27 protein-coding genes are annotated in these 23,408 nt (G+C 71.0%); 15 read left to right on the top strand and 12 right to left on the bottom strand.

Annotated elements, in window-relative coordinates:
• The first annotated feature begins 2 nt into the window (after positions 1–2).
• Both VH914_03240 and VH914_03235 read left to right on the top strand, forming a co-directional pair.
• Positions 3–845: a hypothetical protein gene (locus VH914_03240; protein HEX4490197.1), complete on the top strand. Its 843-nt coding sequence runs from the start codon at positions 3–5 to the stop codon at positions 843–845.
• Positions 842–1,624 (top strand): PqqD family peptide modification chaperone, encoded by a 783-nt coding sequence (locus VH914_03235; protein HEX4490196.1) that lies wholly within the window; start codon positions 842–844, stop codon positions 1,622–1,624. Before VH914_03240 ends, VH914_03235 begins: the two co-directional genes overlap by 4 nt.
• Here the strand turns inward: VH914_03235 and VH914_03230 are convergent.
• From VH914_03230 to VH914_03215, 4 genes are all read right to left on the bottom strand, one after another.
• On the bottom strand, positions 1,617–2,000 hold the full coding sequence (locus VH914_03230) for a helix-turn-helix transcriptional regulator (GenBank protein ID HEX4490195.1): 384 nt from the start codon (positions 1,998–2,000) through the stop codon (positions 1,617–1,619). The two genes, VH914_03235 and VH914_03230, sit on opposite strands and share 8 nt — an antisense overlap.
• Positions 2,000–2,980: a hypothetical protein gene (locus VH914_03225; GenBank protein HEX4490194.1), complete on the bottom strand. Its 981-nt coding sequence runs from the start codon at positions 2,978–2,980 to the stop codon at positions 2,000–2,002. Before VH914_03225 ends, VH914_03230 begins: the two co-directional genes overlap by 1 nt.
• A complete protein-coding gene (locus VH914_03220; protein HEX4490193.1) occupies positions 2,977–4,146 on the bottom strand; it encodes a DegT/DnrJ/EryC1/StrS family aminotransferase in 1,170 nt (389 codons plus the stop codon). The genes VH914_03225 and VH914_03220 overlap by 4 nt, the downstream gene beginning before the upstream one ends.
• Positions 4,147–4,274: 128 nt before the next feature.
• Complete coding sequence (locus tag VH914_03215) at positions 4,275–4,907, bottom strand: hypothetical protein (GenBank protein ID HEX4490192.1); 633 nt, start codon at positions 4,905–4,907, stop codon at positions 4,275–4,277.
• A gap of 164 nt (positions 4,908–5,071) precedes the next feature.
• On the opposite strand from VH914_03215, the gene VH914_03210 reads away from it, so the two are divergent.
• The gene (locus VH914_03210) at positions 5,072–5,662 is read left to right on the top strand and encodes a hypothetical protein (protein HEX4490191.1); all 591 of its coding nucleotides are present in this window, start codon (positions 5,072–5,074) and stop codon (positions 5,660–5,662) included.
• Positions 5,663–5,765: 103 nt separating this feature from the next.
• On the top strand, positions 5,766–8,210 hold the full coding sequence (locus VH914_03205; protein HEX4490190.1) for an EAL domain-containing protein: 2,445 nt from the start codon (positions 5,766–5,768) through the stop codon (positions 8,208–8,210).
• Here VH914_03205 and VH914_03200 read toward each other — a convergent pair.
• Entirely contained in the window at positions 8,182–8,697 is a 516-nt protein-coding gene (locus VH914_03200; GenBank protein HEX4490189.1) for a pyridoxamine 5'-phosphate oxidase, read from the bottom strand. The two genes, VH914_03205 and VH914_03200, sit on opposite strands and share 29 nt — an antisense overlap.
• Before the next feature lie 90 nt (positions 8,698–8,787).
• Between VH914_03200 and VH914_03195 the strand changes: the two genes are divergently transcribed.
• Together VH914_03195 and VH914_03190 are read left to right on the top strand one after the other, a co-directional pair.
• The gene (locus VH914_03195) at positions 8,788–9,879 is read left to right on the top strand and encodes a TauD/TfdA family dioxygenase (GenBank protein HEX4490188.1); all 1,092 of its coding nucleotides are present in this window, start codon (positions 8,788–8,790) and stop codon (positions 9,877–9,879) included.
• Complete coding sequence (locus VH914_03190; GenBank protein ID HEX4490187.1) at positions 9,876–10,472, top strand: YkgJ family cysteine cluster protein; 597 nt, start codon at positions 9,876–9,878, stop codon at positions 10,470–10,472. The genes VH914_03195 and VH914_03190 overlap by 4 nt, the downstream gene beginning before the upstream one ends.
• A 16-nt stretch (positions 10,473–10,488) precedes the next feature.
• On the opposite strand, the gene VH914_03185 is transcribed toward VH914_03190, so the two are convergent.
• The 3 genes from VH914_03185 to ligD all read right to left on the bottom strand — a co-directional run bounded on the left by VH914_03185 (position 10,489) and on the right by ligD (position 12,884).
• Positions 10,489–10,983: a helix-turn-helix transcriptional regulator gene (locus VH914_03185; GenBank protein HEX4490186.1), complete on the bottom strand. Its 495-nt coding sequence runs from the start codon at positions 10,981–10,983 to the stop codon at positions 10,489–10,491.
• Between the two features lie 86 nt (positions 10,984–11,069).
• On the bottom strand, positions 11,070–11,786 hold the full coding sequence (locus tag VH914_03180; GenBank protein ID HEX4490185.1) for a dienelactone hydrolase family protein: 717 nt from the start codon (positions 11,784–11,786) through the stop codon (positions 11,070–11,072).
• Positions 11,787–11,927: 141 nt separating this feature from the next.
• On the bottom strand, positions 11,928–12,884 hold the full coding sequence (gene ligD, locus VH914_03175) for a non-homologous end-joining DNA ligase (GenBank protein ID HEX4490184.1): 957 nt from the start codon (positions 12,882–12,884) through the stop codon (positions 11,928–11,930).
• Positions 12,885–12,965: 81 nt separating this feature from the next.
• Between ligD and VH914_03170 the strand changes: the two genes are divergently transcribed.
• Positions 12,966–13,349 (top strand): limonene-1,2-epoxide hydrolase family protein, encoded by a 384-nt coding sequence (locus VH914_03170; GenBank protein HEX4490183.1) that lies wholly within the window; start codon positions 12,966–12,968, stop codon positions 13,347–13,349.
• A 19-nt stretch (positions 13,350–13,368) separates the two neighbouring features.
• Here the strand turns inward: VH914_03170 and VH914_03165 are convergent, their stop codons facing one another.
• Positions 13,369–13,986 (bottom strand): GNAT family N-acetyltransferase, encoded by a 618-nt coding sequence (locus VH914_03165; GenBank protein ID HEX4490182.1) that lies wholly within the window; start codon positions 13,984–13,986, stop codon positions 13,369–13,371.
• 57 nt (positions 13,987–14,043) lie between these two features.
• Between VH914_03165 and VH914_03160 the strand changes: the two genes are divergently transcribed.
• Entirely contained in the window at positions 14,044–14,526 is a 483-nt protein-coding gene (locus tag VH914_03160; protein ID HEX4490181.1) for a VOC family protein, read from the top strand.
• A gap of 46 nt (positions 14,527–14,572) precedes the next feature.
• On the top strand, positions 14,573–15,388 hold the full coding sequence (locus VH914_03155; protein ID HEX4490180.1) for a hypothetical protein: 816 nt from the start codon (positions 14,573–14,575) through the stop codon (positions 15,386–15,388).
• A 31-nt stretch (positions 15,389–15,419) separates the two neighbouring features.
• Here VH914_03155 and VH914_03150 read toward each other — a convergent pair whose 3' ends face one another.
• Complete coding sequence (locus VH914_03150) at positions 15,420–15,749, bottom strand: STAS domain-containing protein (GenBank protein HEX4490179.1); 330 nt, start codon at positions 15,747–15,749, stop codon at positions 15,420–15,422.
• A 19-nt stretch (positions 15,750–15,768) separates the two neighbouring features.
• Positions 15,769–16,629, bottom strand: a complete 861-nt coding sequence (locus tag VH914_03145; protein ID HEX4490178.1) for a tyrosine-type recombinase/integrase — start codon at positions 16,627–16,629, stop codon at positions 15,769–15,771.
• Between the two features lie 478 nt (positions 16,630–17,107).
• On the opposite strand from VH914_03145, the gene VH914_03140 reads away from it, so the two are divergent.
• The 6 genes from VH914_03140 (at position 17,108) to VH914_03115 (ending at position 21,971) form a co-directional block, all read left to right on the top strand.
• Positions 17,108–17,953 (top strand): class I SAM-dependent methyltransferase, encoded by an 846-nt coding sequence (locus VH914_03140; GenBank protein HEX4490177.1) that lies wholly within the window; start codon positions 17,108–17,110, stop codon positions 17,951–17,953.
• 105 nt (positions 17,954–18,058) lie between these two features.
• A complete protein-coding gene (locus VH914_03135) occupies positions 18,059–18,880 on the top strand; it encodes a ferritin-like domain-containing protein (GenBank protein ID HEX4490176.1) in 822 nt (273 codons plus the stop codon).
• A complete protein-coding gene (locus VH914_03130) occupies positions 18,877–19,188 on the top strand; it encodes a hypothetical protein (protein ID HEX4490175.1) in 312 nt (103 codons plus the stop codon). Before VH914_03135 ends, VH914_03130 begins: the two co-directional genes overlap by 4 nt.
• A gap of 66 nt (positions 19,189–19,254) precedes the next feature.
• Entirely contained in the window at positions 19,255–20,757 is a 1,503-nt protein-coding gene (locus VH914_03125) for a class F sortase (GenBank protein ID HEX4490174.1), read from the top strand.
• Between the two features lie 38 nt (positions 20,758–20,795).
• On the top strand, positions 20,796–21,356 hold the full coding sequence (locus VH914_03120; GenBank protein ID HEX4490173.1) for a dihydrofolate reductase family protein: 561 nt from the start codon (positions 20,796–20,798) through the stop codon (positions 21,354–21,356).
• 45 nt (positions 21,357–21,401) lie between these two features.
• Positions 21,402–21,971, top strand: coding sequence for an amino acid transporter (locus tag VH914_03115; protein ID HEX4490172.1), 570 nt, complete (start codon positions 21,402–21,404; stop codon positions 21,969–21,971).
• A gap of 36 nt (positions 21,972–22,007) precedes the next feature.
• On the opposite strand, the gene VH914_03110 is transcribed toward VH914_03115, so the two are convergent.
• Entirely contained in the window at positions 22,008–23,150 is a 1,143-nt protein-coding gene (locus tag VH914_03110) for a hypothetical protein (protein HEX4490171.1), read from the bottom strand.
• Between the last annotated feature and the right edge of the window lie 258 nt (positions 23,151–23,408).

Raw genomic sequence — 23,408 nt, 5'->3', positions numbered from 1 at the left:
TCATGAGCACGTGCAGCTCGTGCATCGAGTCACTCGACGACATGGAGTGGGAGGCCGCGAGCACGTTCCTCGTCGGCGAGTGGGCCCTCGGCGTGCGTTCGTCGACGGCGGAGCTCGACGCCGACCTGCGGCGCATCCTCGCCGCGCACGTGATCGACCTCGACGCGCCCGCCAACTTCTCCGCGCTCGTGAGCCGGGGCGACGACGACGAGCAGGTGCACGGCTTCCACTTCCTCTATCGCGCGAGCGACACGCTGGTGCGCACGCGCACGCCCCGTCGCATCGTGCGCACGCTGCTGCACCACCTCTCCGACTTCGCCGAACCCGCCGCCACGACGACACTGCCGCGGCTCGCGGCCGTCGGCCTGGTCGCCAACGGCCGCGCGGTGATCGCACCCGAGCGGATCCGCGCCGAGCTACCGAACGTCGAGAGCCGGCTCAACGACGCGGGCGTCGCGATCGTCGACGTGCCGGTGCTGCACCTCGATCCCGACGACGCGTGCCTCGTGGTGCCCGAGCCCGCGCTCACGATCGACCGCGACGCGCTCGCCGACTTCGAGCGTCGGCACCCGCCCGCGCCGCGCGAGCTCGAGCCGGTCGCGCCCGGGCGCTACCCGCTCGCGGCGTGGGCCTTCACGACCGAGGAGCACGCCGCGGGGCCCCTCGGCGTCGCGCCCGCAGTCGCGGCCGGAGCACAAGAGGTCGTGAACGCCGCCGCCGTCGGTGCGCAGGCCGTCCTCGACGGCGTCGCCGCGGTCTTCAGCCGCGTGCCCGCATTCGGCATCTCGTGGGCGAACCCGGCCGCGCTCGGTCGGCGCCTCGTCGAGCTCTCGGAGTCCCGGTGAGCGCGAGCCCGGCCGTCGACGACCCGGCCGCCGACCTCCGGCCCGACGAGCTCGACGCGTCGTTCGTGCCGCACGTGCGTCCCGACGTCGCCGAGGTGCCGATCGGAGCCGAGCTCGTCATCGGTCGCGTCGCGCCGGGCACCGTCTTCCTCGAGACCTGCGCGCTCAACGAGAGCGCGGCGATCGTGTGGCAGTGCTTCGACGGGTCGGGCTCGATCGACGAGATCGCGGCCGACATCGCCGACGTCTTCGAGGTCGACGTCGATGCGGTGCGCGCCGACGTGCTCCGTCTCGCGCGCGACATCGGCGCGATCGGCTTCCTCTTCGGCGTGTCGGAACCGGTCACCGAGATCGGCGACGAGCCCGAAGGTCTCGCGGTCGGCGCCGCGCTCCCCGACTTCGACGCGCGAACCCACGCCGGCGCGCACTGGTCGAGCCGCGCGCTGCGGGGCCGCGCCGCGCTCGTCGTCGCGTGGAGCCCGACGTGCCGGTACTGCGCGACGATCGTCGACGACCTCGCCGCGCTCGCGCCGCGACTCGAAGCCGCCGGCGTCGACGTCGTGCTCCTCGCAACCGGCGACGCGCGCGCGAACCGCGCCCTGCTCGACGGCAGCGGGCTCGGGGCCCGCCTCCGACTCCAGGACGACGATCGCGCGGAGGCGTTCGCGGGACTCGGAACTCCGGTCGCCTACTTGATCGACGCCGACGGTCGCGTCGTGCGGCCACTCGCGCTCGGCTCCCCTGCCGTCGTCGCGCTCGCGCGCGACGGGCTCAGCTGAAGCGCTCGCGCAGGTAGTCGATGTAGCCCTGTACCTCGCGCAGCTGCGCGCTCGTGAGCCCGCGCACGTCGAGCGTGAGCTCGGGTTGCGGCGGCGCGGCGGCGCGTTCGGACGCGTCGAGATCGACGACCATCTCGCCGTCGGGGTTCACGTGGATCTCGTTGCGCAGCAAGTTGTCGATCGTCGCGGGCGTCCACTCGAGCGCGCGGCAGATCGCACCGAGCATGAGGTCGCTGGGCGCCTGCTGGCCCTGCTCGATCAGCCTCCACGACGTCTCGGGGATGCGCGCGCGTACCGCGGCGTCGTCGGTGCTGAGGTGCAGCTCTTCGCGCCGGGCTCGAATCGCGCGCCCGAGCGTCGACGTCGGATCGACCATCAGCGCGGCACGCTCCGCCGACGCGGCTGCGGCAGCGCCTCGGCCTGGATCGCCCACAGCACGGCGACGGCGCTGACGAGCTCGGCCACGACGATCAGTGTCGCCTGTCCGACGTCCTGACGCAGACCCGCGACGCGCGCGGCGACGAACACGAGCACGAGGTGGCCGACCGCGACGGGGATCGCGAGCCACCAGCGACGCGGCAGCATGTCGAAGATCGTCCGCTTGAACCCGAGCAGGATGCGCGTGACGGGCTCGACGACGAACAGCCCGAGGCACGCGACGCCCGCGACGATCGCCGACGGCCGGCCCAGTCCTTCGTACGCCGCGGTCCACGCGAGCGCGCCGACCGCGGGGTACGCGCCGACGGCACCGATCGACGTGAGCGGCACCGGCCAGCCGAGCAGCACGAGCGGCAGCGACGCGCCGAGCAGCACGAGCGCGACTTCCGTATCGGGAACCGTGAAGTACATGCCGACGACGGTGACCGCGAACATCACCGGACCCCAACCGCGCCTGCGGTGGCGCCGGTCGAAGTCTGCGACCAACGTCCCGCCGACGACGGTCGTCAGCACGACGAGCGGCGCGACCCAGTGTTCGTTCGGCAGACCGCTCTTCTGCGTCAGCAGCACCGCGCCCGGGATGGTGACGACGAGGCCGACGAGCACGAGCGCGCGCTGCCACATCATGAGCAGGCCGACGACGAGCCCCGCGATGCCCAGGTAGACGAGCCCGTGGCCGACGTTGCTCGGCAGCCCGGTGCGACCGAACCCGTCGATCGAGACCGCTCGCGCGGGCGTCACCGCGGACGCGAACGCGATCGTGACCACAAGGCCCGCGATCGGCGCCGGCTTACGGAACACCGACGTGCAGATGACGCCCGCGACGACCGATACGGCCGCGAGCGCGACGCCCCAGCGCAGTCCCTCGTGGAACTCCTGGCGATTCGCGAAGTCGTGCAGGACGGACGCGGCGATCATGCAGCGAGGGCGGCTCGCACCTTGTCCGCGTGGTGGTGCAGCGACGCGAGCACGCGCGTCACGGTGTCGATGTCGCGATCGGTGAGCGACGCGTAGATCGGCAGGCTCACGACGCGCCCCGCGACCGCGTCGGTGACCGGGAGGTCGTAGGGCGCGACGTCGCGGTACGCGTGCTGACGGTGCACCGGCGGCGAGAAGTAGCAGCGCGTGTCGATGCCGTCGGCGCGCAGCGCGTCCACGACGGTGTCGCGCGCGATGCCGAACGTCGGCTCGTCGATCGCGATCGTGAAGTCCTTGTACGTCGACTCGTCACCCGCGTCGATGCGCTGCACCGCGACGCCGGGCAGCTCCGCGAGCCCGCTGCGATAGCGGTCGACGATGTGCCGGCGCTGCGCGAGCCGCTCGTCGAGCCCTGCGAGCGACTCGACGCCGATCGCGGCGTGCAGCTCCGACATGCGTGCGTTCAGCCCGACGAACTGCGTGTCGTAGTCGCCCGGGTTCCCGTAGTCGCGCCCGATGCGCAGCTCGTCGGCGAGCGCGTCGTCGTGTGTCGCGATCACGCCGCCTTCGCCCGCGACGACGACCTTTGTCGGGCTGAGGCTGAAGACCTCGGCCGCGCCGAACCCGCCGATGGGGCGCCCGCCGTGCGCCCCCCCGAACCCGTGCGCGGCGTCGAAGAGCACCGGGATCCCGGTCCGTGCGGCCAGCGCCTCGACCGCGTCGACGTCGCACGCGGCGCCGAACACGTGGGTTGCGAGCAGCGCGCCCGCGCCGTCGATGCGCGCCGCCGCCGATGCGGTGTCGATCTGGAACGACGTCGGATCACACTCGACGAAGCGCGGCTCGAGCCCGTTCCACACGATCGCGTGGGCCGACGCCGAGAACGTGAAGCTCGGCAGTACGACCGGTCCGCGGGGTGCCAGCGAACGCAGCACGAGCATGAGCCCGGCCGTGCACGACGACACCGCGATCGCGTGCGGCACACCGAGCCGGTCGGCCGCCGCGGCCTCGAACTCGCGCACGATCGGCCCGTTGGTGAGCATGCCGCGCGAGTACGACGCGTCGACGCGCGCGGTGACGCGCGCGAGATCGGGAACCGTCGGACGCACGAACGGGAGCGCCGGCGCGAACGCGGGCTCACCGCCGATGACCGCGGGCGTGCTCATGCTCGACACCGCACCGCCACCCGCATGGGCGCAGACGGTACCACCCGCTCTTTTCGGCCCCGGCGGGCCGAACACCGCCCCGAACCCGACGAGCGGCTCACGCGCGCGGGGCGCGTGAGCCGCCGATCTCAATAGCCGTAGGCGTTGGTCGTCGTGGGGCCGGAGCCCGTGGTCGGGCTCACGACGGAGGCCGGTGCAGTCGTCGCAGTCGAGTCCATCGCGGTGCCCGCGTGCCAGGTTCCGCCGAAGCTCGTGATGCCCTCACCGTTCGTGTCGCCGGCGCTCGTGTCACCCGAGAAGTGGTACAGCGGCAGACCGTTCTCGGTGACCTGCGTGCCGCCGGCGGCCGAAGTGGCACCGAGTCCGGTCACGCCGGATCCGGGTGTCGCACTGGTCGCGCCGGACGCGAGGAGCAGTGGCGGCCACGCGCTCAGGCAGCCGCCGGTGCACGCGACGGCCTTGCCGTTGTTCGTGAGCGTGTAGAGCGTGCGCCCGGCGTCGTCGACGAGGATCGTGCCGAGCTTCGAGTCGGTCGCGGTCTTGACCGTCGCGCTCGTCGCTCCATTCCCGGCGGCCGTCGTCGACGGCGTGGTCGCGGCCGGCTGCCCCGACGTCGCCGGGGTTCCCGAACCACTCGACGACGACGATCCGCACGCGGCCAACGCGATCACGGCCATGCCCACGATCGCGGCCATCGTGACACCGCGCTTCCCGCGCACACCGCGCACACCGCCCGTCTTGAGTCGCCCAACTGTGTTCATCGCATACCTACGACTTTCAAGGGTCTCCACCTGAGGTTCCGGCGAACACATACGGTCGCGGCGGCTCCGGAGTTCACGCGCGCCCGCCCGACGCCCGGTTGCCCGGCTCGAAAGGGCATGAGAGGGTTTTCACGAACGAGCCGCTGACCGCAGAGGAGTGCGCCGTGTCCGACAAGCCCAGCTATCTCGGACTCCTGAACGCCGTCGCCGTCGCGGAGACGAACGCACACGAGTACCTCCGCGCGTGGATCGACGTGACGCCGAGCGCCGACGTGTGCGCGGTGCTGCGCACCGTTGCGGCGCGCGAGGGCGAGCACGGCATGACCTTCGCGAAGCGCATCAACGAGCTCGGCTACGAAGTGCGTTGGGCGAAGGACGACGCCGACCACGCGCGCAAGCTCGAGATCGCGCGTTCGGATCGCAGCGACCTCGAGAAGATGAAGGCGTTGGGTCTGCACCGCATCGACACCGGCGATCGTCCCGACGTGTTCGACAACTTCTTCCACGACCACTCGATCGACATCCACACCGGCGCGCTGCTCGGCCGCTACATCGCGGAAGAGCGCGACAGCGGTCGACTGCTGCGCGGTTGCTACGAACAGTTGAAGGCCGCGGCGAAGTCGAGGCGCGCGGAAGTCGCCGACGGCGACCGGCTCGGCGGGCTCGAGGAGAAGATCGACACCGTGTGCCGCGCGGTCGAGGAGTTGCGGCAGATCGTCTGCGCGCAATCGATGCCGGCGGCCACCCAGGCGTAGTCCCCCGGCGCCCGGGCATCGCGTCCCAACGGCGTCACGCCGGGCGCCCACGGTCTCGGGGCAATTGGGTCAATTGACCAGCCCGGCGCGCCGATGAGGTGGAGTGCCGCACGACTTCTTCGCGCTCGCCGACATCGCGGGCGCACTTCCCGATGCGGTGCTCGTCATCGGCGCCGACGCACGGATCCGGTGGGCGAACCGGGCGGCCGAGCGCATCTTCGGCCTGCCGCTCGACGAGGCGATCGGGGCGAACGGTCTCGATTTCATCCACCCCGAGGATCTCCAGCTCGCAGCGCTCGCGATCGCGAGCGTGCAGCAGAAGGAGGTCGGTTCGCTGCTCGAGCTGCGCGTGCGCAGCGGTGACGGCTGGCGCCTCGTCGAGATGATCGGCGCCCCGCTCGGCGACGAGTTGTTGCTGAGCGTGCGCGACGTCACGGAGCGTCGGCGTTGGGAGGTCGCGGGCGACGAGGTCGCGCGCTTCCGATCGTTGATGCAGAACTCCGCGTCGCTCACGATGCTCCTCACCGGCGACGGCGTCGTGACCGCGTCCTCCGGCGCGCTCACGCGTCAGCTCGGACACGACCAGGAATGGCTCGAGGGGCGCACGCTCGACGCGCTCGTCGACGGCGACGACCGCGCGATCCTCGACGCCGCGCTACGCGACGTCTGCAGCGACGAGGACGGCGCGCCGCGCGTGCCGGTGACCGTCGACCTCAGGCTCCGCCACATCAGTCGCGATGCGATCCCGTTCGCGCTGACCTTCACGAACCTCCTCGACGACCCGACGGTCGAAGGGCTCGTCGTCACCGGGCACGACATCACCGATCGCGTGGCCGCCGAGGAAGACGTGCGCGCGACCAACTCGGTGCTCGCGGCGACGCTCGAGTCGACCGCCGACGGCATCCTGGTCGTCGACGAGTCGGGCCGCATGACCAGCGTGAACGGGCGCTTCACCGAGATGTGGAAGCTGCCGCCCGACGCGCTCGACGACCGCAACGACGTCGCGGCGCTCGCGTTCCTCCTCGACCAACTGTGCGACCCGGCCGCGTTCGTCGCCAAGATCCACGAGCTCTACGCGGATCCCGAGGCGTCGAGCCACGACACGCTCGACTTCAAGGACGGCCGGGTCTACGAGCGCGACTCGCTCCCGCAATGGATCAACGGTCAGGTCGTCGGCCGGGTCTGGAGCTTCCGGGACGTCACCGAGCACCGGCGGCTCCAGAGCGAGCTGATCCACCAGGCGTTCCACGACCCGCTCACCGGGCTCGCCAACCAGGCGCTGTTCCGGGACCGGGTCGACCACGCGACGACGCGGCTCGAGCGCTCGGACGGGCAGCTCGCGGTGCTGTTCATCGACCTCGACGAGTTCAAGACCGTGAACGACAGCCTCGGCCACTCCGCGGGTGACGACCTGCTGCGCGTCGCGAGCGACCGGCTCACGAGCTGCCTGCGGCAGGGCGACACTGCGGCGCGCCTCGGTGGCGACGAGTTCGCGGTGCTGATCGACGACCTCGAAGCGCCCGAGCACGCGACCGAGATCGCGGAGCGCATCGTCGCCGCGTTGCAACAGCCGGTCGCGCTCGGCACGAAGCCGGTGGCCGCGACGGCCAGCATCGGCATCGCGTTCGGTGCCGCGGGCTCGAACGCCGACGAGCTGCTCCGCAACGCCGACCTCGCGATGTACACCGCCAAGGCGAACGGCAAGAACTGCGTCCGCGCGTACGCGCGCGAGATGCACGAGGCCGCGATCGAACGCCTCGATCTCGAGGTGCACCTTCGCGGCGCGGCCGAGCGCGGCGAGCTGGTCCTGCACTATCAGCCGATCTACGAGCTCACGAGCCAGCGCATCGCCGCGTTCGAGACGCTCGTACGTTGGAACCACCCCGAGCGCGGGCTGCTCGGGCCGATGGCGTTCATCCCGTTCGCGGAGTCGGGCGGGCTCATCGACGAGATCGGCAACCACGTCCTGGCGACCGCATGCGAAGAAGCGCAGAACTGGGTGCGCGCGCACGGCCAGGCTGCGCCCGCAGTGACCGTGAACATGTCGCCCCGTCAGCTACTCGACGCCGACCTTCCGGCGCGCGTCGACGCGCTGCTGCGGCGCTGCGGGCTCGAGCCGGGCCGGCTGATCCTCGAGATCACCGAGCACGCGCTCATCAAGGATCCCGAGGCCGCGGCCGCGCAGCTCCAGTGCCTCAGCCGGCTCGGCGTGCGCCTCGCGGTCGACGACTTCGGCACCGGCTACTCGTCGCTCGCCTATCTGCAGCAGTTCCCGATCGACATGTTGAAGATCGACCGCTCGTTCGTGAGCGACATGGCCCGATCGGGCGCATCGCTCGCCGCCGCGATCGTGCAGATCGCGCACACCCTCGGGTTGGTGCCGATCGCCGAAGGCGTCGAGACCGACGCGCAGGTCGCCGCGCTCAGCGGGCTCGGCTGCGATCTCGCACAGGGCTTCCTGCTCGGTCGCCCGCTCGACGCGGACTCGACGCGCGAGCTGCTCGCGCGCGTGCGGCCCTTTACGTTGACTGCCGAAACCGCCGCTTGACGCGCGCGGGTTCCTCGCGCCACACGGTGTGCCCGTCGGAGAGTCCGTCACGCGTGTTCGTGAGCGTGAGCAGACAACGGTCGAATGTGAACTCGATCAGGTCCTGCTGGTCGAAGCCCGGCCACGGCTCCGAGAGCTGACGTTCGCCGAGAAACTGGCGCGCGAGCAGGTTCCGCAGCTCGCCGTCGCGCACCCAGTCGACGACCCCACTCATCATGAACGCGTCGTCGTGGTTCGGCGGCGGGTACGTCTCGCAGTGCAGCGAGTACCTCGGGTCGCGGTGCAGGTCGTTCAGCTTCGGGCCCGGGACGATGAAGGCGAAGAGCCCGGCCTCACTGAACACCGGGCAGATCGGGTGGACCCGGGGTCCGCCGTCGGGCCGCACCGTCGCGAGGAAGCCGAGCCCGACATCGTGGTCGTAGAAGAGCTTGCGCCCCTGCGCCGCCAGATCGGGCCGGAGCTCGGCGAAGGCGTTCCATCGGAGCATCCGTGCAGGTTGCCGCATTGAATTCGCCCTCGCAATGGCGGGGCCGCCGGGCGGCGCGCGCCCGAGCGCTCGCCGTATCGTTGGCACCGCATGGTGTGTGAGCTCGAACCCGCGGCCGAGTGGCGCGCCGCCGACGTCGCCGATCCCGAGCGCTGGACGCTGCGGCTCGAGGCCGCCGACCACGAGGAGCTCGACGCCGCGCTGCGCGCCGCGCGCGCGGTCGGCGGCGACCCGCTCGCGATCCGGCGCGAGGACTTTCCGCTCGAAGCGCTCGCGACGAAGCTCTCCGACGCGGTCACCACGCTGCTCGACGGGCGCGGCTTCGTCCGGATCAGCGCGCTCGACGTCGACCGTTACTCCGACGACGACCTGAGCCTTCTCTACTGGGGCATCGGGCTGCACCTCGGCGAGCCGTGGCCGCAGAACAAGCACGGGCACGTGCTCGGCGACGTCACCGATCAGGGCAAGTCGTACGACGATCCGACCGCGCGCGGCAACGAGCTCGGCGCGATCGCGCTCGACTACCACACCGACGGCTCGGATCTCGTCGGGCTGCTGTGTCTGCGCACCGCGCGCCGCGGCGGCCTCTCGTGCGTCGCGAACGCGGTCGCCATCCACAACGCGCTCGTCCGCGAACGACCCGATCTCGCCGCGCTCCTCTACGAGCCGCTTCCCTACGACCTGCGCGGTGAGGAGAAGGACGGCACGCGCCCGTTCTTCACGATCCCGGCGTTCACCGAGCACCACGGTCGACTCTTCGTCCGGTTCATCCCGCCGTACATCTACGCGTCGCAGCGCCACGCCGACGCGCCGCGGCTCTCCGATGACGCGAAGGAAGCGATCACCGCCGCGATCCAGCTGGCGAACGACCCCGACTTCAACGTCTACATGGACCTGCAGCCGGGCGAGATGCAGTTCATCAACAACTATCACGTGCTCCACGGCCGCACCGCGTACGAGGACGACCCCGCGAGCGGCCACAAGCGGCACCTCAAGCGGCTCTGGCTCGCGACGCACCGGCTCACCGACCGGCCGCTGCTCTTCCAGGCGCGCGGGGTCGCGCACTGGGCCGAACGGCGATCGGTCAGCCACGTCGCCGCGGTCGACCGCCCCTCCGCCTCCCGGGCGGGCTCGCCAGCGACCCGCTCGTTCTTGCGGAACTCAGACGCCCCCACGACGTGAGCGAGACGCTCGACGCGGGTGAGCTCGGCGCGTGGCTGCCCGTGATGACGCGCGCGGTGCGCGGCGAGGGCGGCTCCGACGTACCGTGCGACGGCTGTACCGCGTGCTGTCGCGCGTCGCAGTTCGTGTTGGTCGAGCCGGACGAGCACGACGCGCTCGCGCACATCCCGTCCGAGCTCCTGTTCGCCGCACCTCAGATGCCGCGTGGTCGTCGCGTGCTCGGCTACGACGAGCACGGACACTGCCCGATGCTCGTCGACGATCGCTGCTCGATCTACGCGCATCGGCCGCGGGCGTGCCGCGCCTACGACTGCCGCGTGTTCGCGGCGACCGGCGTCGAGCTCGACGACCCCACGAAGGCCGAGGTGCTCGCGCGCGTGCGGCGCTGGCGCTTCCGCGTCGGCGACGACGACACGCGCGTCCGCGAGGAGGCATTGCGCGCCGCGGCGCGCTTCCTGCGATCGCACGCCGACGAGCTCGGGATCGGCCGCAACCCGACCGCGATCGCGGGCCTCGCGGTCGAGCTGCACGAAGCGTTCCTCGATGGCGAACCGACCGTCGACGAAGTGCACGCGCGGCTGCCGTCGCGCTGAGGCCTCGCGGACGGCGTCACTCCGTGCGGTCGACGCTCCGATCGGTCACGACGAGCCGGTCGATGAGCTGCTCGACGAGCCGCCGGTCGGCGGGGCCGAGCCTCGTGATGCGGGCGCAGAGCGAATCGGCCGAGACCCCGCCGAGGTGCGCCTCCAACGTCCCGGCGAGGTGTGCGGGCGGGAGCTCGAGCGCGTCGGCGATCCGTTCGAGCTCCGCGTGACCGACGTTCGGCATGATGCGCACCGACCCCCGCGTGACGCCGGTGCCGCTCTCCAACAGCTTCCACTCGCGCTCGGACACGTGTGCGCGGCGCGCCGCCTCCCTGCGGCTGAGGCCCAGATCCTCGCGGCGCTCCGACATCACCCGGCTCAGCTCGGCCCAGGGCAGCGGCTCGCGCCGGCGAAAGTCGTCCTGACCCGGCGTGCTCGCGCTCCGCAGCCGACGCCGGCGCCGCGCCGGCGGCTCCGACTCGCGCGTGGCCGACTCGACGCGATCGGCAGGCTCCGACATCGCGACCTCCTCGGCTCGGACCCTGCCCAATCTCGCGCGCGGTTACGCCCGTGTCCGCGCGCGCGATCTCAATTTTCGCGATTCGTTCACGCGTCGATCGTCTCCGCGAAGAGATCGCGCATCGCGCGCCACGAACGCTCGTCGGTCGGCCGGTGATACGCGAGGCCGGGCAGACCCGTGTTCGCCGAACGCGGGTGCGTGAAGCTGTGCTGCGCGCCGCCGAACACGTACATCCGCCAGTCGATCCCTGCGGCGCGCATCTCGGCTTCGAACGCCGTACGCGCGTCGATGCCGATCAACGGATCGTCGGCGCCGATGCACACGAGCACCGAGCCGCGGATTCGGGCGGAGTCCTGCGGTCGTGACGTCATCAGCCCGGGATGAAACCCGACGATTGCCTTCAGGTCCGCGCCGCTGCGCCCGAGCTCGAGCACGAGCGCGCCGCCGAAGCAGTAGCCGACCGCGGCGACGCGTGCCGCGTCGGTGTGCTCGTCGGCGAGCAGGATGTCGAGACCGGCCTGCGCGGTCGCGCGGGCGAGCATCGCGTCTTCGGCCAGCTCGGTGATGCGCGCGCTGATCGCGGCGCGCTCGGTGAGCGGCACGCCCCCGCCGTGGTAGTCGAGCGCGAACGCGACATAACCGAGCGCGGCGAAGTGCTCCGCCCGCTCCTTCTGGAAGTCGTCGAGCCCGTTGCCCTCGTGCGCGATGAGCACGCCGGGCCGGCGGCCGTCGCCGTCGGGCACCGCGAGCCGGCCGATCATCGTCGTGTCGCCGACCTCGTATTCGATGTCTCGGATCTCCACGTTGCCGGCCTCCTGAATCTGCAACTCGACGGTTGCATGTTAGGCCTGGGCCGAACCTCCGGCGACGTTCGTCGCGCGTGAGCAGAACGGCGCGGTCGTCGCACCGAGCGGCCGCCATCCGCTCGATCTGCGTCTCGCGACCTAGGACTCCGACGCGCGGCGCGACCGGGCGCGGCGCTTGCCTTCGTGCATCGCCTCCACGCGCGCGATCGGGATCTCGTGACCTTCGTCGAGCAGGTCGGCGGGAAGTTCCTGCGGTTCGGGCATCTGCTCGGCCCACGGGTCGGCGTCGCCGAGCCGGTCGAGCGCGGTGTGCACGGTGAAATCGGCGGGGGTGACGGAGTCGAGCTCGTCCCACGAGAGCGGGAACGAGACCGGCGCGCCCGGCCGCACGCGCGGGCTGTAGGCCGCGACGACGGTCGCGCCGCCGGCGCGGGTCGAGTCGACGAACACCTTGCCGCCGCGGTCGTCCTTGATGAACGCGGTCGTCGCGATGTCGGGATCGAGCTGCTCGGTGCGCGCCGCGATCGCGCGTGTCGCCGCGGCCGCGTCGTGCGGTGATGTCGTCGTCGCGATCGGCACGAACACGTGCACACCCTTCGCGCCGCTGGTCTTCAGCGCGCCCACGAGCCCGACATCGGCGAGCGCCCGCCGCACGAGGTGCGCGACGCGCGCGGCCATCGCGAACGAGTCGCCCTCGGGTGGATCGAGGTCGAGCACGATGTGCGTCGCGCGGTCCGGATCCTCCATGCGCATGAGCGCGGGGTGATACTCGACCGCGCGCTGGTTCGCGAACCACAGCAGCGTGCGCCGGTCGTTGCAGAGCGCGTAGCTCACCTCGCGCTTCGAGCTCTCCGCCCACATCGTGACCCGCTGCACCCATTCCGGCGTGTACTTCGGGACGTTCTTCTGCATGAACGCCTCTTGCCCGCGGTGCACGCGGATCACCGAGAGCGGACGCTGCTCGAGCACCGGCACGATCCGATCGCGCACGGCGTCGAGGTATTCGACGAGATCGCGCTTCGTCGCACCCGCACCATCGAACAAGGGCTCGTCGAGATGAGTGAAGCTGACGCCCTCGCGTTCCTCGCCGGCCATCTCCAGACGGTAGCGACCGTGCGTTGGCCCCGTTGACGGCCGGAACCTAGGGTCACGAGACTCACGACCGGGGAGCGAGCGATGAGCGCCGAAGCGAACGAACGACTGGTCCGCGACTTCTGCGACGCGTTCGCGAAGCACGACGCCGAGGCGATGCGACCCTTCCTCGCCGACGACGTCGTGTACCACAACATCCCGATGGACCCCGTCGTCGGCGCGGACGCGACCGTCGGGTTCATCGCCGGGTTCTTCGGCATGTGCGACAGCATGACGATCGAGACCCTGCACCTCGCCGTGCGCGACGACATCGTGCTGACCGAGCGGATCGACACGTTCACGATCGGCGACGTCGTCGCGCCGCTGCCGGTCATGGGCACCTTCGAGATCCGCGACGGCAAGATCGCCGCGTGGCGCGACTATTTCGACATGGCGCAGATCACCGCCGCGATGTCCGGTTCGTCGTAGACGCGAGCGACGCGCGATCTCAGAAGTCGATGCGCATCACGAAGCGGCGCGTCGTCGGGTGGCTCACCTCGGTGAAGCCCGCATCCGCGAAGCTGCTCCGACTACCGACGCGCAGCTCACCCCACGTGATCACTTGCTCGGGGTGCGTGATCATCGGATAGCCCTCGACCGCACGCGCGCCACGCTCGCGCGCGAACTCCGCGGCCGCGTGCACCAATGCCGCGCTGACTCCGCGTCGACGGAAGCCGACGCGTGTCACGAAACACGTGATCGCCCACACGCCGTCGTCGTCCGCATTCTCGGCGCGCCCCTTCCAGGCCACGGGCGAGCCGCGCAGGTGCACGTAGACGTTCCGCGGCTCGACCGCGCACCAGCCCACGGGCTCACCGTCGAGGTACGCAACGAGACCACTGGTCTCCGGCGAGCGCGGGTCGCCGCACGCGGTCTGCTCGTGCAGGCGCGCCTTGCGTTCCTCGATCGGAATCGAACGCCACTCGCTCGCCGGCGTCTTGTTCCACTGGCAAGAGCAACGCGCGGGGTCGCCGCGCGTGCCGAACACGAGCTGCAGGTCGTCCCACGACGCTTCGTTCGCGGGAACGATCTCGATCCCACCGGCCTTCTTCTGCGCGTGTGCCATCGCGCGAGCACCGTACCCCTAGGCTCGCGGCGCGGCGGTGGGTGGAGTGGAGTCGCGATGACCTCGACGATCTGCGCGAACTGTGAGCAGAGCCCGGGCGCGATCCGGCTCTGGTCGGATCGCGATCTGTGGATCTGTTACGAGTGTCTCGATTGGATGAACGACCAGCGTGCGCGCCAGACCGCCGGGCGACCGCAACGGCAGGAAGTCGCCGGCTTCGATCCGATCTTCTCCGTCGCCGACGTCGGCCGCGCGGTCGAGCACTACCAGCGGCTCGGCTTTCAGACCCGCTTTCACGACGACACGTATGCGTTCGCGCAGCTCGGCTCGCTCGTCATCCAGCTCGCGCAGCAGGCCGACCCGCCGACGAGCAGCGCGCTGTACATCCACGTCGACGACGCGGATCGGGTCGCGAACGCGTGGCGCAGCGCGGGGATGAACGTCGTCGGTCCGGTCGACGAGGAGTACGGCAAACGCGAGGGCCGGCACGTCGATCCCGACGGCAACCTCATTCGCTTCGGCGGCCCGATCCGCCGCTGACCGCCGCGTCTTGACGGACGCGCGGCGCTGCCGCCACCCTGCTCCGATGAAGGCCTGGGCCGCGACCGCCGCGCTCGTCGCGTTCTTCGCCGTCGGCGGCTGGTACTTCTGGCACGGCGACACGCCCACCAACCCGACGGCGACGCCGACACCCGTCACCGTTCCCAATGTGGCGGTGCAGGCCGCCACCGACGCACGCGTGAACGGCGCTCCCGACGCGACGCGGATCATGCTCGTCGGCAACTCCCTCGCGTACGAGCTCGCGCCCGCGTTCAAGGCGTTGCCCGGTGCGAACACCTTCGACGCCGCGGTCGTCGCGTGCGCGTTCCCGCCGTCGGTCACCGCGACCTACCGCAACCCGGCGACCCGCGCCGAGATCGCGGAGCGGCCGTGTCACCCGAGCGGCGAGTCGGCCGAGCTCGAGGCCTTCCGGCCGAAGATCGTGCTCTGGCTCGTGAGCGATCCGCCCGAGCCGTGGAGCTCGAACGGGAAGGCGCTGCACGCGTGCTCGCAGCCGTACGACTCGATCTACGAATCGAGCCTCGAGCACGAGATCACGCGCCTGCGCTCGACGGGCGCGTCCGTCGTCCTCACGACCGAGGCGTACGTGCGGTTCGTCGTGCCCGGCGGCGGGCTGGGCGCCGCGTCGCTCCCCGATCGCACGGTCGACTGCAACAACCGACTTCGACGCGCGGTCGCGACGAAGACGCACTCCACGATCGTGGATCTGTTCGGTTACACGTGCCCGAACGGCGAATGCATCGTGCGAACGAACGGCGTCACGTTGCGACCCGACGGACTGCACTACTCCGGCGCGGGCGGCACGCTCGCGGCGCGCTGGATCTTCGACCAGATCCGCTGACGGTCCCGCTTGCAGCGACCGTGGTCGCCCCCTACTGCTCGCGCGCGATGTTCAGACGCTCGTGCACGCCGGTCACGTCGAAGACCCGCCACACATTGGGGAGCAGGTTCCGAAGCAGGAGACGCTTGCGCGCGCCGTCCGCCGTCTCGTGCGCCCGGAGGAACATCGCGAGCCCGATCGAGTCGCAGAACGTCACGTTTCCGAGGTCGACGATCACTTCGTGAGCGGTTGCGAGCGCGGCCGTCAGCGCCGGCTCGACGTGCTCCCGGCAGGTGATGTCGAGCTCGCCGCGCAACGACAGCACGAGAACGTCCGGACCCTGCGAGACGTCGACCGATACGACGGGATCGGTGAGTTCCATGACCATCCTCCTGTTCGGCTCAGTCAGGTTCGACATCGGAGTCGAGGTAGCGGCGGGTAGTGCGGGACTGCTGGTGTCCGACGCGGTACCGGATCGCTTCGAGATCGCTTCCGCGCGCATGCGCGGCGACGACGTAGCGGCGGCGCAATACGTTCGCGGAGATGCTCTGCGTCAGGCCCGCCGACACCGCCGTCTGTTTGATGATGAAATCGACGCCGAAGCGGCTGATGCGTTGCGTCTCGTTGCCGCGCTGCTCGCTCCGGACGAGCGGGCCGCGTCGGCGCACGCCGACATACCGACGCAACCGGTTGACCGTCGTCGCGTGCAACTCGAGCCGCCGCGCGTGACGCGCGTCGCGGATCTCGAGCTGCGCCGACCGGCGCGCGAACGCGACGTCGCCGACGTTCGTGCGCGTGAGCTCGCCGACCTTGAGACCGTCGAGCATCAGGAGTCGGATCACCGACGACGTTCGATCACTGAGCCCGTCGGCCGCGTCGAGCAACGCGCGGGCGTCGTCGTCGTCGAGCAGCTCGGTCGTGGTGTGCGCGTCAATGGTGGGTCGGCAGGGTCGCACCGTTCGCTGCGGCATCGCGAGCGACGCGGCCTCGCCGCCGCGCGCGAAGGTACTGAAGGACGAGACTGCAGAGAGCCGGCGGGCCACCGTGCCCGAGCTCGCGCCACTTCCCTCGCAGGCGGCGCGGTAGCGCGCGAGGTCTTCGGTCGTGAGCCCGAGCAGCTCGAGCGAGCCGTGCTCGTGACACCACGCGGCGAGATGACCGAGATCGCTGCGGTACGCCGAACGGGTGTTCATCGATCGGCAGCTGTCGAGGAACGCGACGACCGCGAGGGTCTCGGCGTCGCGACGGGCCGGCGGCGTCATGGGCGCATCATTCCCACCACGGGCTCATCGTCAACATAATGACGAGCCGTTCTGTTGACGAGCTCCGGTCCAGTCCCCGGTCGGGTGCTTCGCCCCGCGCCGAGGTGCTCGCGCCAAGGAGACGGCCCTGCGCGCGTGTGCGTGGCGGTGCGGGGGCAAGCTTCGCGACATGGACGACGACCTCGCGCGCCGGCTCGCGGCGCGTAACCCGGAAGCCGACTGGAACGCGGCGGCCGAGGTCGCCCGCCGGCTCGCGCCGACGCTCGTCGGCCTGAGCGTGTCGGCGGCGAGGCCGCGCGCTGGCCGACCGCGTCGGGTTTCGCGTCGTGCGCGGGGCCGGCGCGCCGCGCGCCGTCACGCGGGATTTGCGACCGAACCGGATCAACGTCGACGTTCAGAACGGCGTGATCGTCGCCGCCGAGATGTACCGACGCCGGGTGCGTCGGCGACGACGGGCGCGGTACCGTCGCCGACACGTATGTCGAGTGGCGACGAGATCCGAGACCGTCAGCGCGCCGCGTGGACCGGGCTGTCGGCGGGCTGGGAGAAGTGGGACTCGATCATCATGGATCAGCTCGGTCCCGTCGGGACCGCGATGATCGAGCGGCTCGAAGTCGCGGATGATCAGCAGCATCTCGATGTCGCCGCGGGGACGGGTGAGCCGGGACTGACGATCGCGAAGCTCGCGCCGCGCGGACACGTCATGCTGACCGACCTCGTCGCGGAGATGCTCGACATCGCGATGCGCCGAGCGACCGCGCAACGGGTTGCGAACGTCACGACCAAGGTGTGCAGCGCCGACGACCTGCCGTTCGCGGACGCGACCTTCGACAGTGTCTCGGTTCGGTTCGGTTACATGTTCTTTCCAGATCTCGCGCGCGCAACCGCCGAGTTCGCGCGCGTGCTGAAGGTGGGCGGGCGGCTCTGCGCGTCGGTCTGGGTCGATCCCGAGAAGAATCCGTGGACGACGATCGTGACGCGGGCCGTCGCGTCGGAGGTGGCGTTCGCACCACCCGACCCGAGCGGGCCGAACATGTTCCGGTGCGCGGCACCGGGCTCTGTCAGTGCCTTGTACGAAGGCGCGGGATTGCGTGATGTCGGCGAGTGGGAAGTCGACGTCGAGCTCGTGACGCGGTCACCCGAGGAGTACTGGGAGATGATCAGCGAGCACGTCTCGCTCGCGGTCGCGGCGCTCCAGCAGGTCGACAACGCGGCGCGGGAGCGGATCGCGAACACGGTCATCGCCGAGATCCGCGCGTACGAGCACGACGGCGCGGTGAACGTGCCGGGCGTCGCGCGCTGCATCGTCGGCACGAAGGCCTGATCTGGCCGAAGCGGCACCGGCTCGACGCGGACCGACCGGGCACTGATTCCGAGCGCGACGCGTCTGTGACCGTCCGGCAGCGCGGATGGCCTCGTAGACGCGGAGATGCGGGCAGCTGCGGAGATCATCGACGACACCCGACACCTCGGTGACCGGTCCGAGGGCGGACCGGCCGAAGCCGGCGCGCTCGACGTCGACGCGTACGACTGGGCCGCAGCCACACGCACGCCGGTGCGCGACGACGAGCTGTTCGAGTTGACGTTCGCGGCACAGGTCGAGTGGGCGACCGAGGGCACCTATCTGAGCCTCGCCGTCACCAAAGATGTCGAGACCCGGCGATTTCTCGACGTCTGGCTGACGCAGGAGCGCATGCATGCCGTGCTCCTGCGCAAGTTCCTCTCCGAGCACGGCGTCTATGTCGAGCCCCGTCATCGCACTCCGCGCCAACGGCTCGCGGCGCGGCGCGGACGGTGGGTGAACGGCTTCGCGGTTCGCGTGTTGGGGCGGCGCTTCACGGCGGTGCACATGAGCTGGGGCGCGATCAACGAGCTGACGACGTTGCGCCTGTACTCACTGATCCGCGAGCACACGGGCAACGAACTCTTGCGGGACCTTCTCGCCGACGTCATTCGCCAGGAGTCCGCGCACTACGCGTACTACCGCTCCGCGGCGACGCGAGAGCTCGAGCGCAGCCGAGTCAGTCGGGTCGTCACGCGGTGGCTGCTCGGACACGCGTGGGACGTCGTCGGCTCGGGACTGCAGCCGCCCGCGGAGATCACCCGGCTGATGCGCGCAGCCTGCGCGATGCAGCCCGATCTCGTGGCGCAGCTCGACGCGACGATCGAGCGGCTGCCCGGTCTCGAGGGACTCGCGCTGGTCCGCCGCGCGCTGGCGAAGCGAGTTGAGGCCGAGGCCGAGGCCGCATGAGTCGCGCGCGGTGCGCTCGAGCGTGGCGAGCGGCCGCGGTGTGCGCACTGCTCGCCGCCCCGATCGTGATCGCCGCGCCGGCGGGCGCGCGCGTGACGTGCCTGACGCCCGACGGCGGGTTCGGACCGTGCGCGACGACTCCGAGCACGACCACCTCCGCACCGAGTCGCGTGTCGGCCGCGCACGACCTCCGGACGAGCGCGCGCACGTCGGCGCCGGCCGGATTCGACGCTGCGGGCCTCGGCGTCATCGTCGTGGCCACGGCGATCGTCGCGTTCGCGATGGTCCTCACGGTGCGGGACGGCTGAATCAGGAACACGAGAGACGGCATTGTGCAGGCAGGCGCGATTCGCGTCGGAGGAAGGGGCGAACAGATGAACGGACGACGCGCACGCGCGCGCATCGTGGCGATGCTCGCGAGCACGGCAGCCGTGCTCGCGTTGGTGATCGTGCCGTCGACGGCGGCGAACGCGGCAACCGCGACGACCGGAACGGGGTGGCTGAGGTTCGCGCACTTCGCGATGGGCGTCGGTCCCGTGCGCGTCGCCGTCGACGGCACGCTCGTCGATCCGGCCGCGGCCTACAAGACCGTGACGCCGTACCGCTCCGTGGCGGCCGGTCGGCACGTCGTGTCGATCTCCGGCGGCGGGCTCACGCCGCGGCAGGAGGCCGTGACGATCGGTGCGAACCAGGCCGTGACGGCGAGCGCAGTCGAGCAGTCGGGCGGTCCGCATCTCGCGGTCTTCCACGACAACCTCGCGGCCGCGCCGGCCGGACGCGCCAAGGTACGGATCATCGACGTCGAGGGCGTGGCGCGCACGCTGGCGGCGGAGTTCCGCCCCGACGGACAGACGACGGGGGCCGCGCCGGTATCGGACTCCGTGTTCGGGATCGCGGCCGTGCCGTTCGGCCACGCCTCCTCGTACGTCGCGGTGCCCGCCGGTCAGTACCAGGTCACGGTCGTCGACCAGGCCGGCTCGACGGTGGTCGCCGGTTCGCACTGGCCGGTCGCCGCGGGCACGGTCGCATCGCTCGTGGTGCTCCCGAGCGCGACCGGTGCGACCCTCGAGGTCGTGAGCGACGCCGCGGGCGCGTCGGTCACACCGGCGGGCGGCATGCAGACCGGCTTCGGAGGCATGGCGGGCGCCACCGGCTCCCCGTCGCCCTGGCCCGTCGGTATCGCGATCGTCGTCGGCGTCGCTGCGGTCGCCATCGCGTTCGGTGCAACGCGTCGTCGTTCGACACGCGCACTGGTCGCGACGGGGACTGCATTGGTGCTCGCGACCGCCGTGCTCACGATCACCGCGACGCACGGCCGTGCGCGTTCGAACCCGCGTGAGGCGGCGAGCGCGCGTTCGACCGCGACGACGACCGCAGCACCGACACCGCGCGTGCGACCTGCGGTCGATCTCGCGGCCGCGAGCGCCGCGGCCCGACCGACGCGACTGCGCATCGCTTCACTCGGAGTCGACGGTCCGCTCGTCGCGCTCGGCGTCAATGCCGACGGCACCGCGCAGGTCCCGTCGACCGCCGACCAGATCGGCTGGTTCGCCGACGGACCGGCGCCGGGGCAGCCGGGACCGGCCGTCGTGCTCGGCCACGTCGACTCCAAATCGGGTCCCGGCGTCTTCTACCGGCTCCGCGAGCTCACCCGCGGCGCCGAGCTCGACGTGTGGGACGGCGCCGTCCGCCACGACTTCCGTGTCGAGCGGGTCGAGACGGTCGCCAAGTCCACGTTCCCGACCGCGGCCGTCTTCGGGCCGACACCCGACCGCGAGCTTCGCCTCGTGACGTGCGGTGGCGCGTTCGATCGCGCGACCGGTCACTACGTCGACAACGTCATCGTCTACGCGACCGAGACGCCGCTCGCGACCTGAGCGCGCGGCGTCGCGCGAGCGGGCAGGATGGGTCGCGCATGGCCGAGCTCATCTACGTGACCAACGTGTCGCTCGACGGTTTCATCGAGGACGAGCACGGCGCGTTCGACTTCACCGAGCCGAACGACGACCAGTTCGCGTTCATCACCGACCTCGTGCGCCCGATCGGCACCTACCTCTACGGGCGGCGGCTCTACGAGACGATGGCCGTGTGGGAGACAATGCCCGCGCTGGCCGCGCAGTCGGAGCTGCGGGCCGACTTCGCGCAGGTGTGGCAGGCGGCGGACAAGGTCGTCTACTCCACGACGCTCGACGCGGTCTCGACCGCGAACAGCCGGCTCGAGCGCCGCTTCGATGCGGACTCCGTCCGCGAGAGGAAACGCGCGGCAACGCGTGACGTAATGGTGGGCGGCGCGAACTTCGCAGCGCAGGCGTTCGGCGCCGGGCTCGTCGACGAGTGCCACCTCTTCATCGCGCCCGTCGTCGTCGGCCGGGGCAAGCCTGCGCTCCCCACTGATCAGCGCGTCGAGCTCGAGCTACTCGACGAGCGCCGGTTCGACAACGGCGTCGTGTACGTCCGCCATCGCGTTCTGACCTGACGGCTCCGACGCGCGCCGCGCGCTGCGCCCTGCGATGATGCGCGGGTGGAGTCGGCGGTGGTCGAACAGGTCGCAGCCGTCATGCGCCGGGTCGACGTCTGGTGGGCGATCGCCGGTGGATGGGCGATCGATCTCTGGCTCGGTGAGCAGACGCGCGAGCACCACGACGTCGAGGTCGTCGTGCGCCGAGTCGATCAGGCCACGGTGTGGGAAGCGCTACACGACGACTGGGAGCTCGCGTGCATCGACCCGCCGGCGAGCGGCTGGTCCCCGTGGCCGCGCTCCCGACGCATCGAACCACCGTCGTTCCAGCTCAAGGCGCACGCACGCTCGCTCGAGTTCGATCTCTTCCTCGAATCGACCCGCCGCGAGACGTGGGTCTTCCGGCGAGACGCGCGCGTGCAGCGGCCGATCGACGAGCTCACAACGACGCGCGCCGGCATCCCGATCGTCGATCCCGCGGTGCAGTTGCTGTACATGGCGAAATCAGAGGAACCGAAGAACCAGCACGATTTCGAAGTCGCGCGTCCGATGCTCGACGATGCATCCGTTGAGTGGCTCCGCCGCGCGCTCGCGTCGACTCATCCGGGCCATCCGTGGCTCACGCGACTCTGACCGCGACGCCCCTCGTCAGCCCTCGGGCGGTGAGCGTCAGGGCAACTTCGCCACGATCGCCTTGGCGACGGCGACGAACCGGGCGTTGCTCTGCGGCGCCGGCAGCGGCGTCGCGTGCGCGCCGCCGACAATCGTCACCTCGAGACCGAACCGGCCCTTCCGCGCGTCGAAGATCGTGATCGGCGACGTTCCCGGCGGGTAGGCAACCGCCGCGTCCCCGACGTCGGGCATCGTTCGGTATCCCGCGTAGCGTTGGAAAAAGGCGCGCATCGCCGCCGCGTCGGGCGCGCGATAGACGGAGTACTGGATCACCGCGCCCGATCCGTTGAGGCTGTCCGCAACCGTTTCGACGCGCCCGTTGCTCACGTCGATGCCGGGCGCGTACGCGACACGGCCGCCGTTGGCCACGGGCGTCTTGCACGGTTCTCCGAGCAGGCGGGTCGCAGTGTCCGCCGTCATCAAGGAGGCGGCATAGTCGCCGGTGACGAACGCCGTCGCGCTCGTTGCCTGGTCGAGCGAGGGATACGCGGGGCGCGTCGAGCCCTTCGCGGCCGCGAGCGCGCCCCGTTGGGTCGAGCCGCCGGCCATGGCGATCGTGTAGGTGATGTTCGCCGCCGTCGGTGTCTCGATCACCGCCTTGACGTCGACCGAAACGATGTCGCGATGATCGGGAATGTCGGTCGCGCGCAACTGGACATGGCCGAACCCGTCGACGGTCACCTCGACCCGGCCCAGCTGCGGGGTCACCGCGACCGCGTGGTCGGACGTCGCGTCGTACTGGTCGACGTTGACGACATAGGTCGTGGGCTTCGGGCTCTCCCCACCGAGCAGTGGTCCGTCGAAGGTGACCGTGTACGTCGCGACGCGCCGGGCGACGTCGAGCGCGAGCGTGGCGTCCGCCGTTCCGCGTCGTCCGCCCTCCTCGATCCACGCGCTCGTCCATGCTCCCGCGTATTGATTGCGAAACCGCGTGAGCTGCGCGCGGGTGAACCGTTTCGACGCCGGTTGCGCCGGACCGTTCATCGTGAACGTGACCGGCGATCCCGCTGCGGTCGAACCGGGCGCGCCCGACGATGCGGTGCCGCGGGCCTTCGCCGAGGTACCCGAGCACGCCGCGAGAAACGCCACGCCGCCGAGCAGCTCGATCAGCTCGCGGCGTCCCATCTTGCCGCCGTCCATCCGTGCCCCCGCTCGTTTCCGGCGCGATCGATCGCGACCATCATGCTCGCTCGCGACGAACGCCGCGCGCGGCGCGCGACGACCTCGCCTGGCGCACCACGGCCCTCGGAACGATCGCCGGCGCGAATCCGACGAGACGTTCAGCGTCGACCTGTCCTCACCGACCGGCGCCGGCCTCGGCCGCGCGTCGGCAACCGGGACGATCATCGACCCTGACCGGACCGAGCTCCCCGCGGTCTCCGTCGGTGACGTGAAGGC

This window comes from Acidimicrobiia bacterium (assembly GCA_036271555.1).
Classification (GTDB): domain Bacteria; phylum Actinomycetota; class Acidimicrobiia; order IMCC26256; family PALSA-610; genus DATBAK01.
The sequence above is the reverse complement of the archived record's forward strand: the minus strand, read 5'-3'. Positions and strand labels throughout refer to the sequence as shown.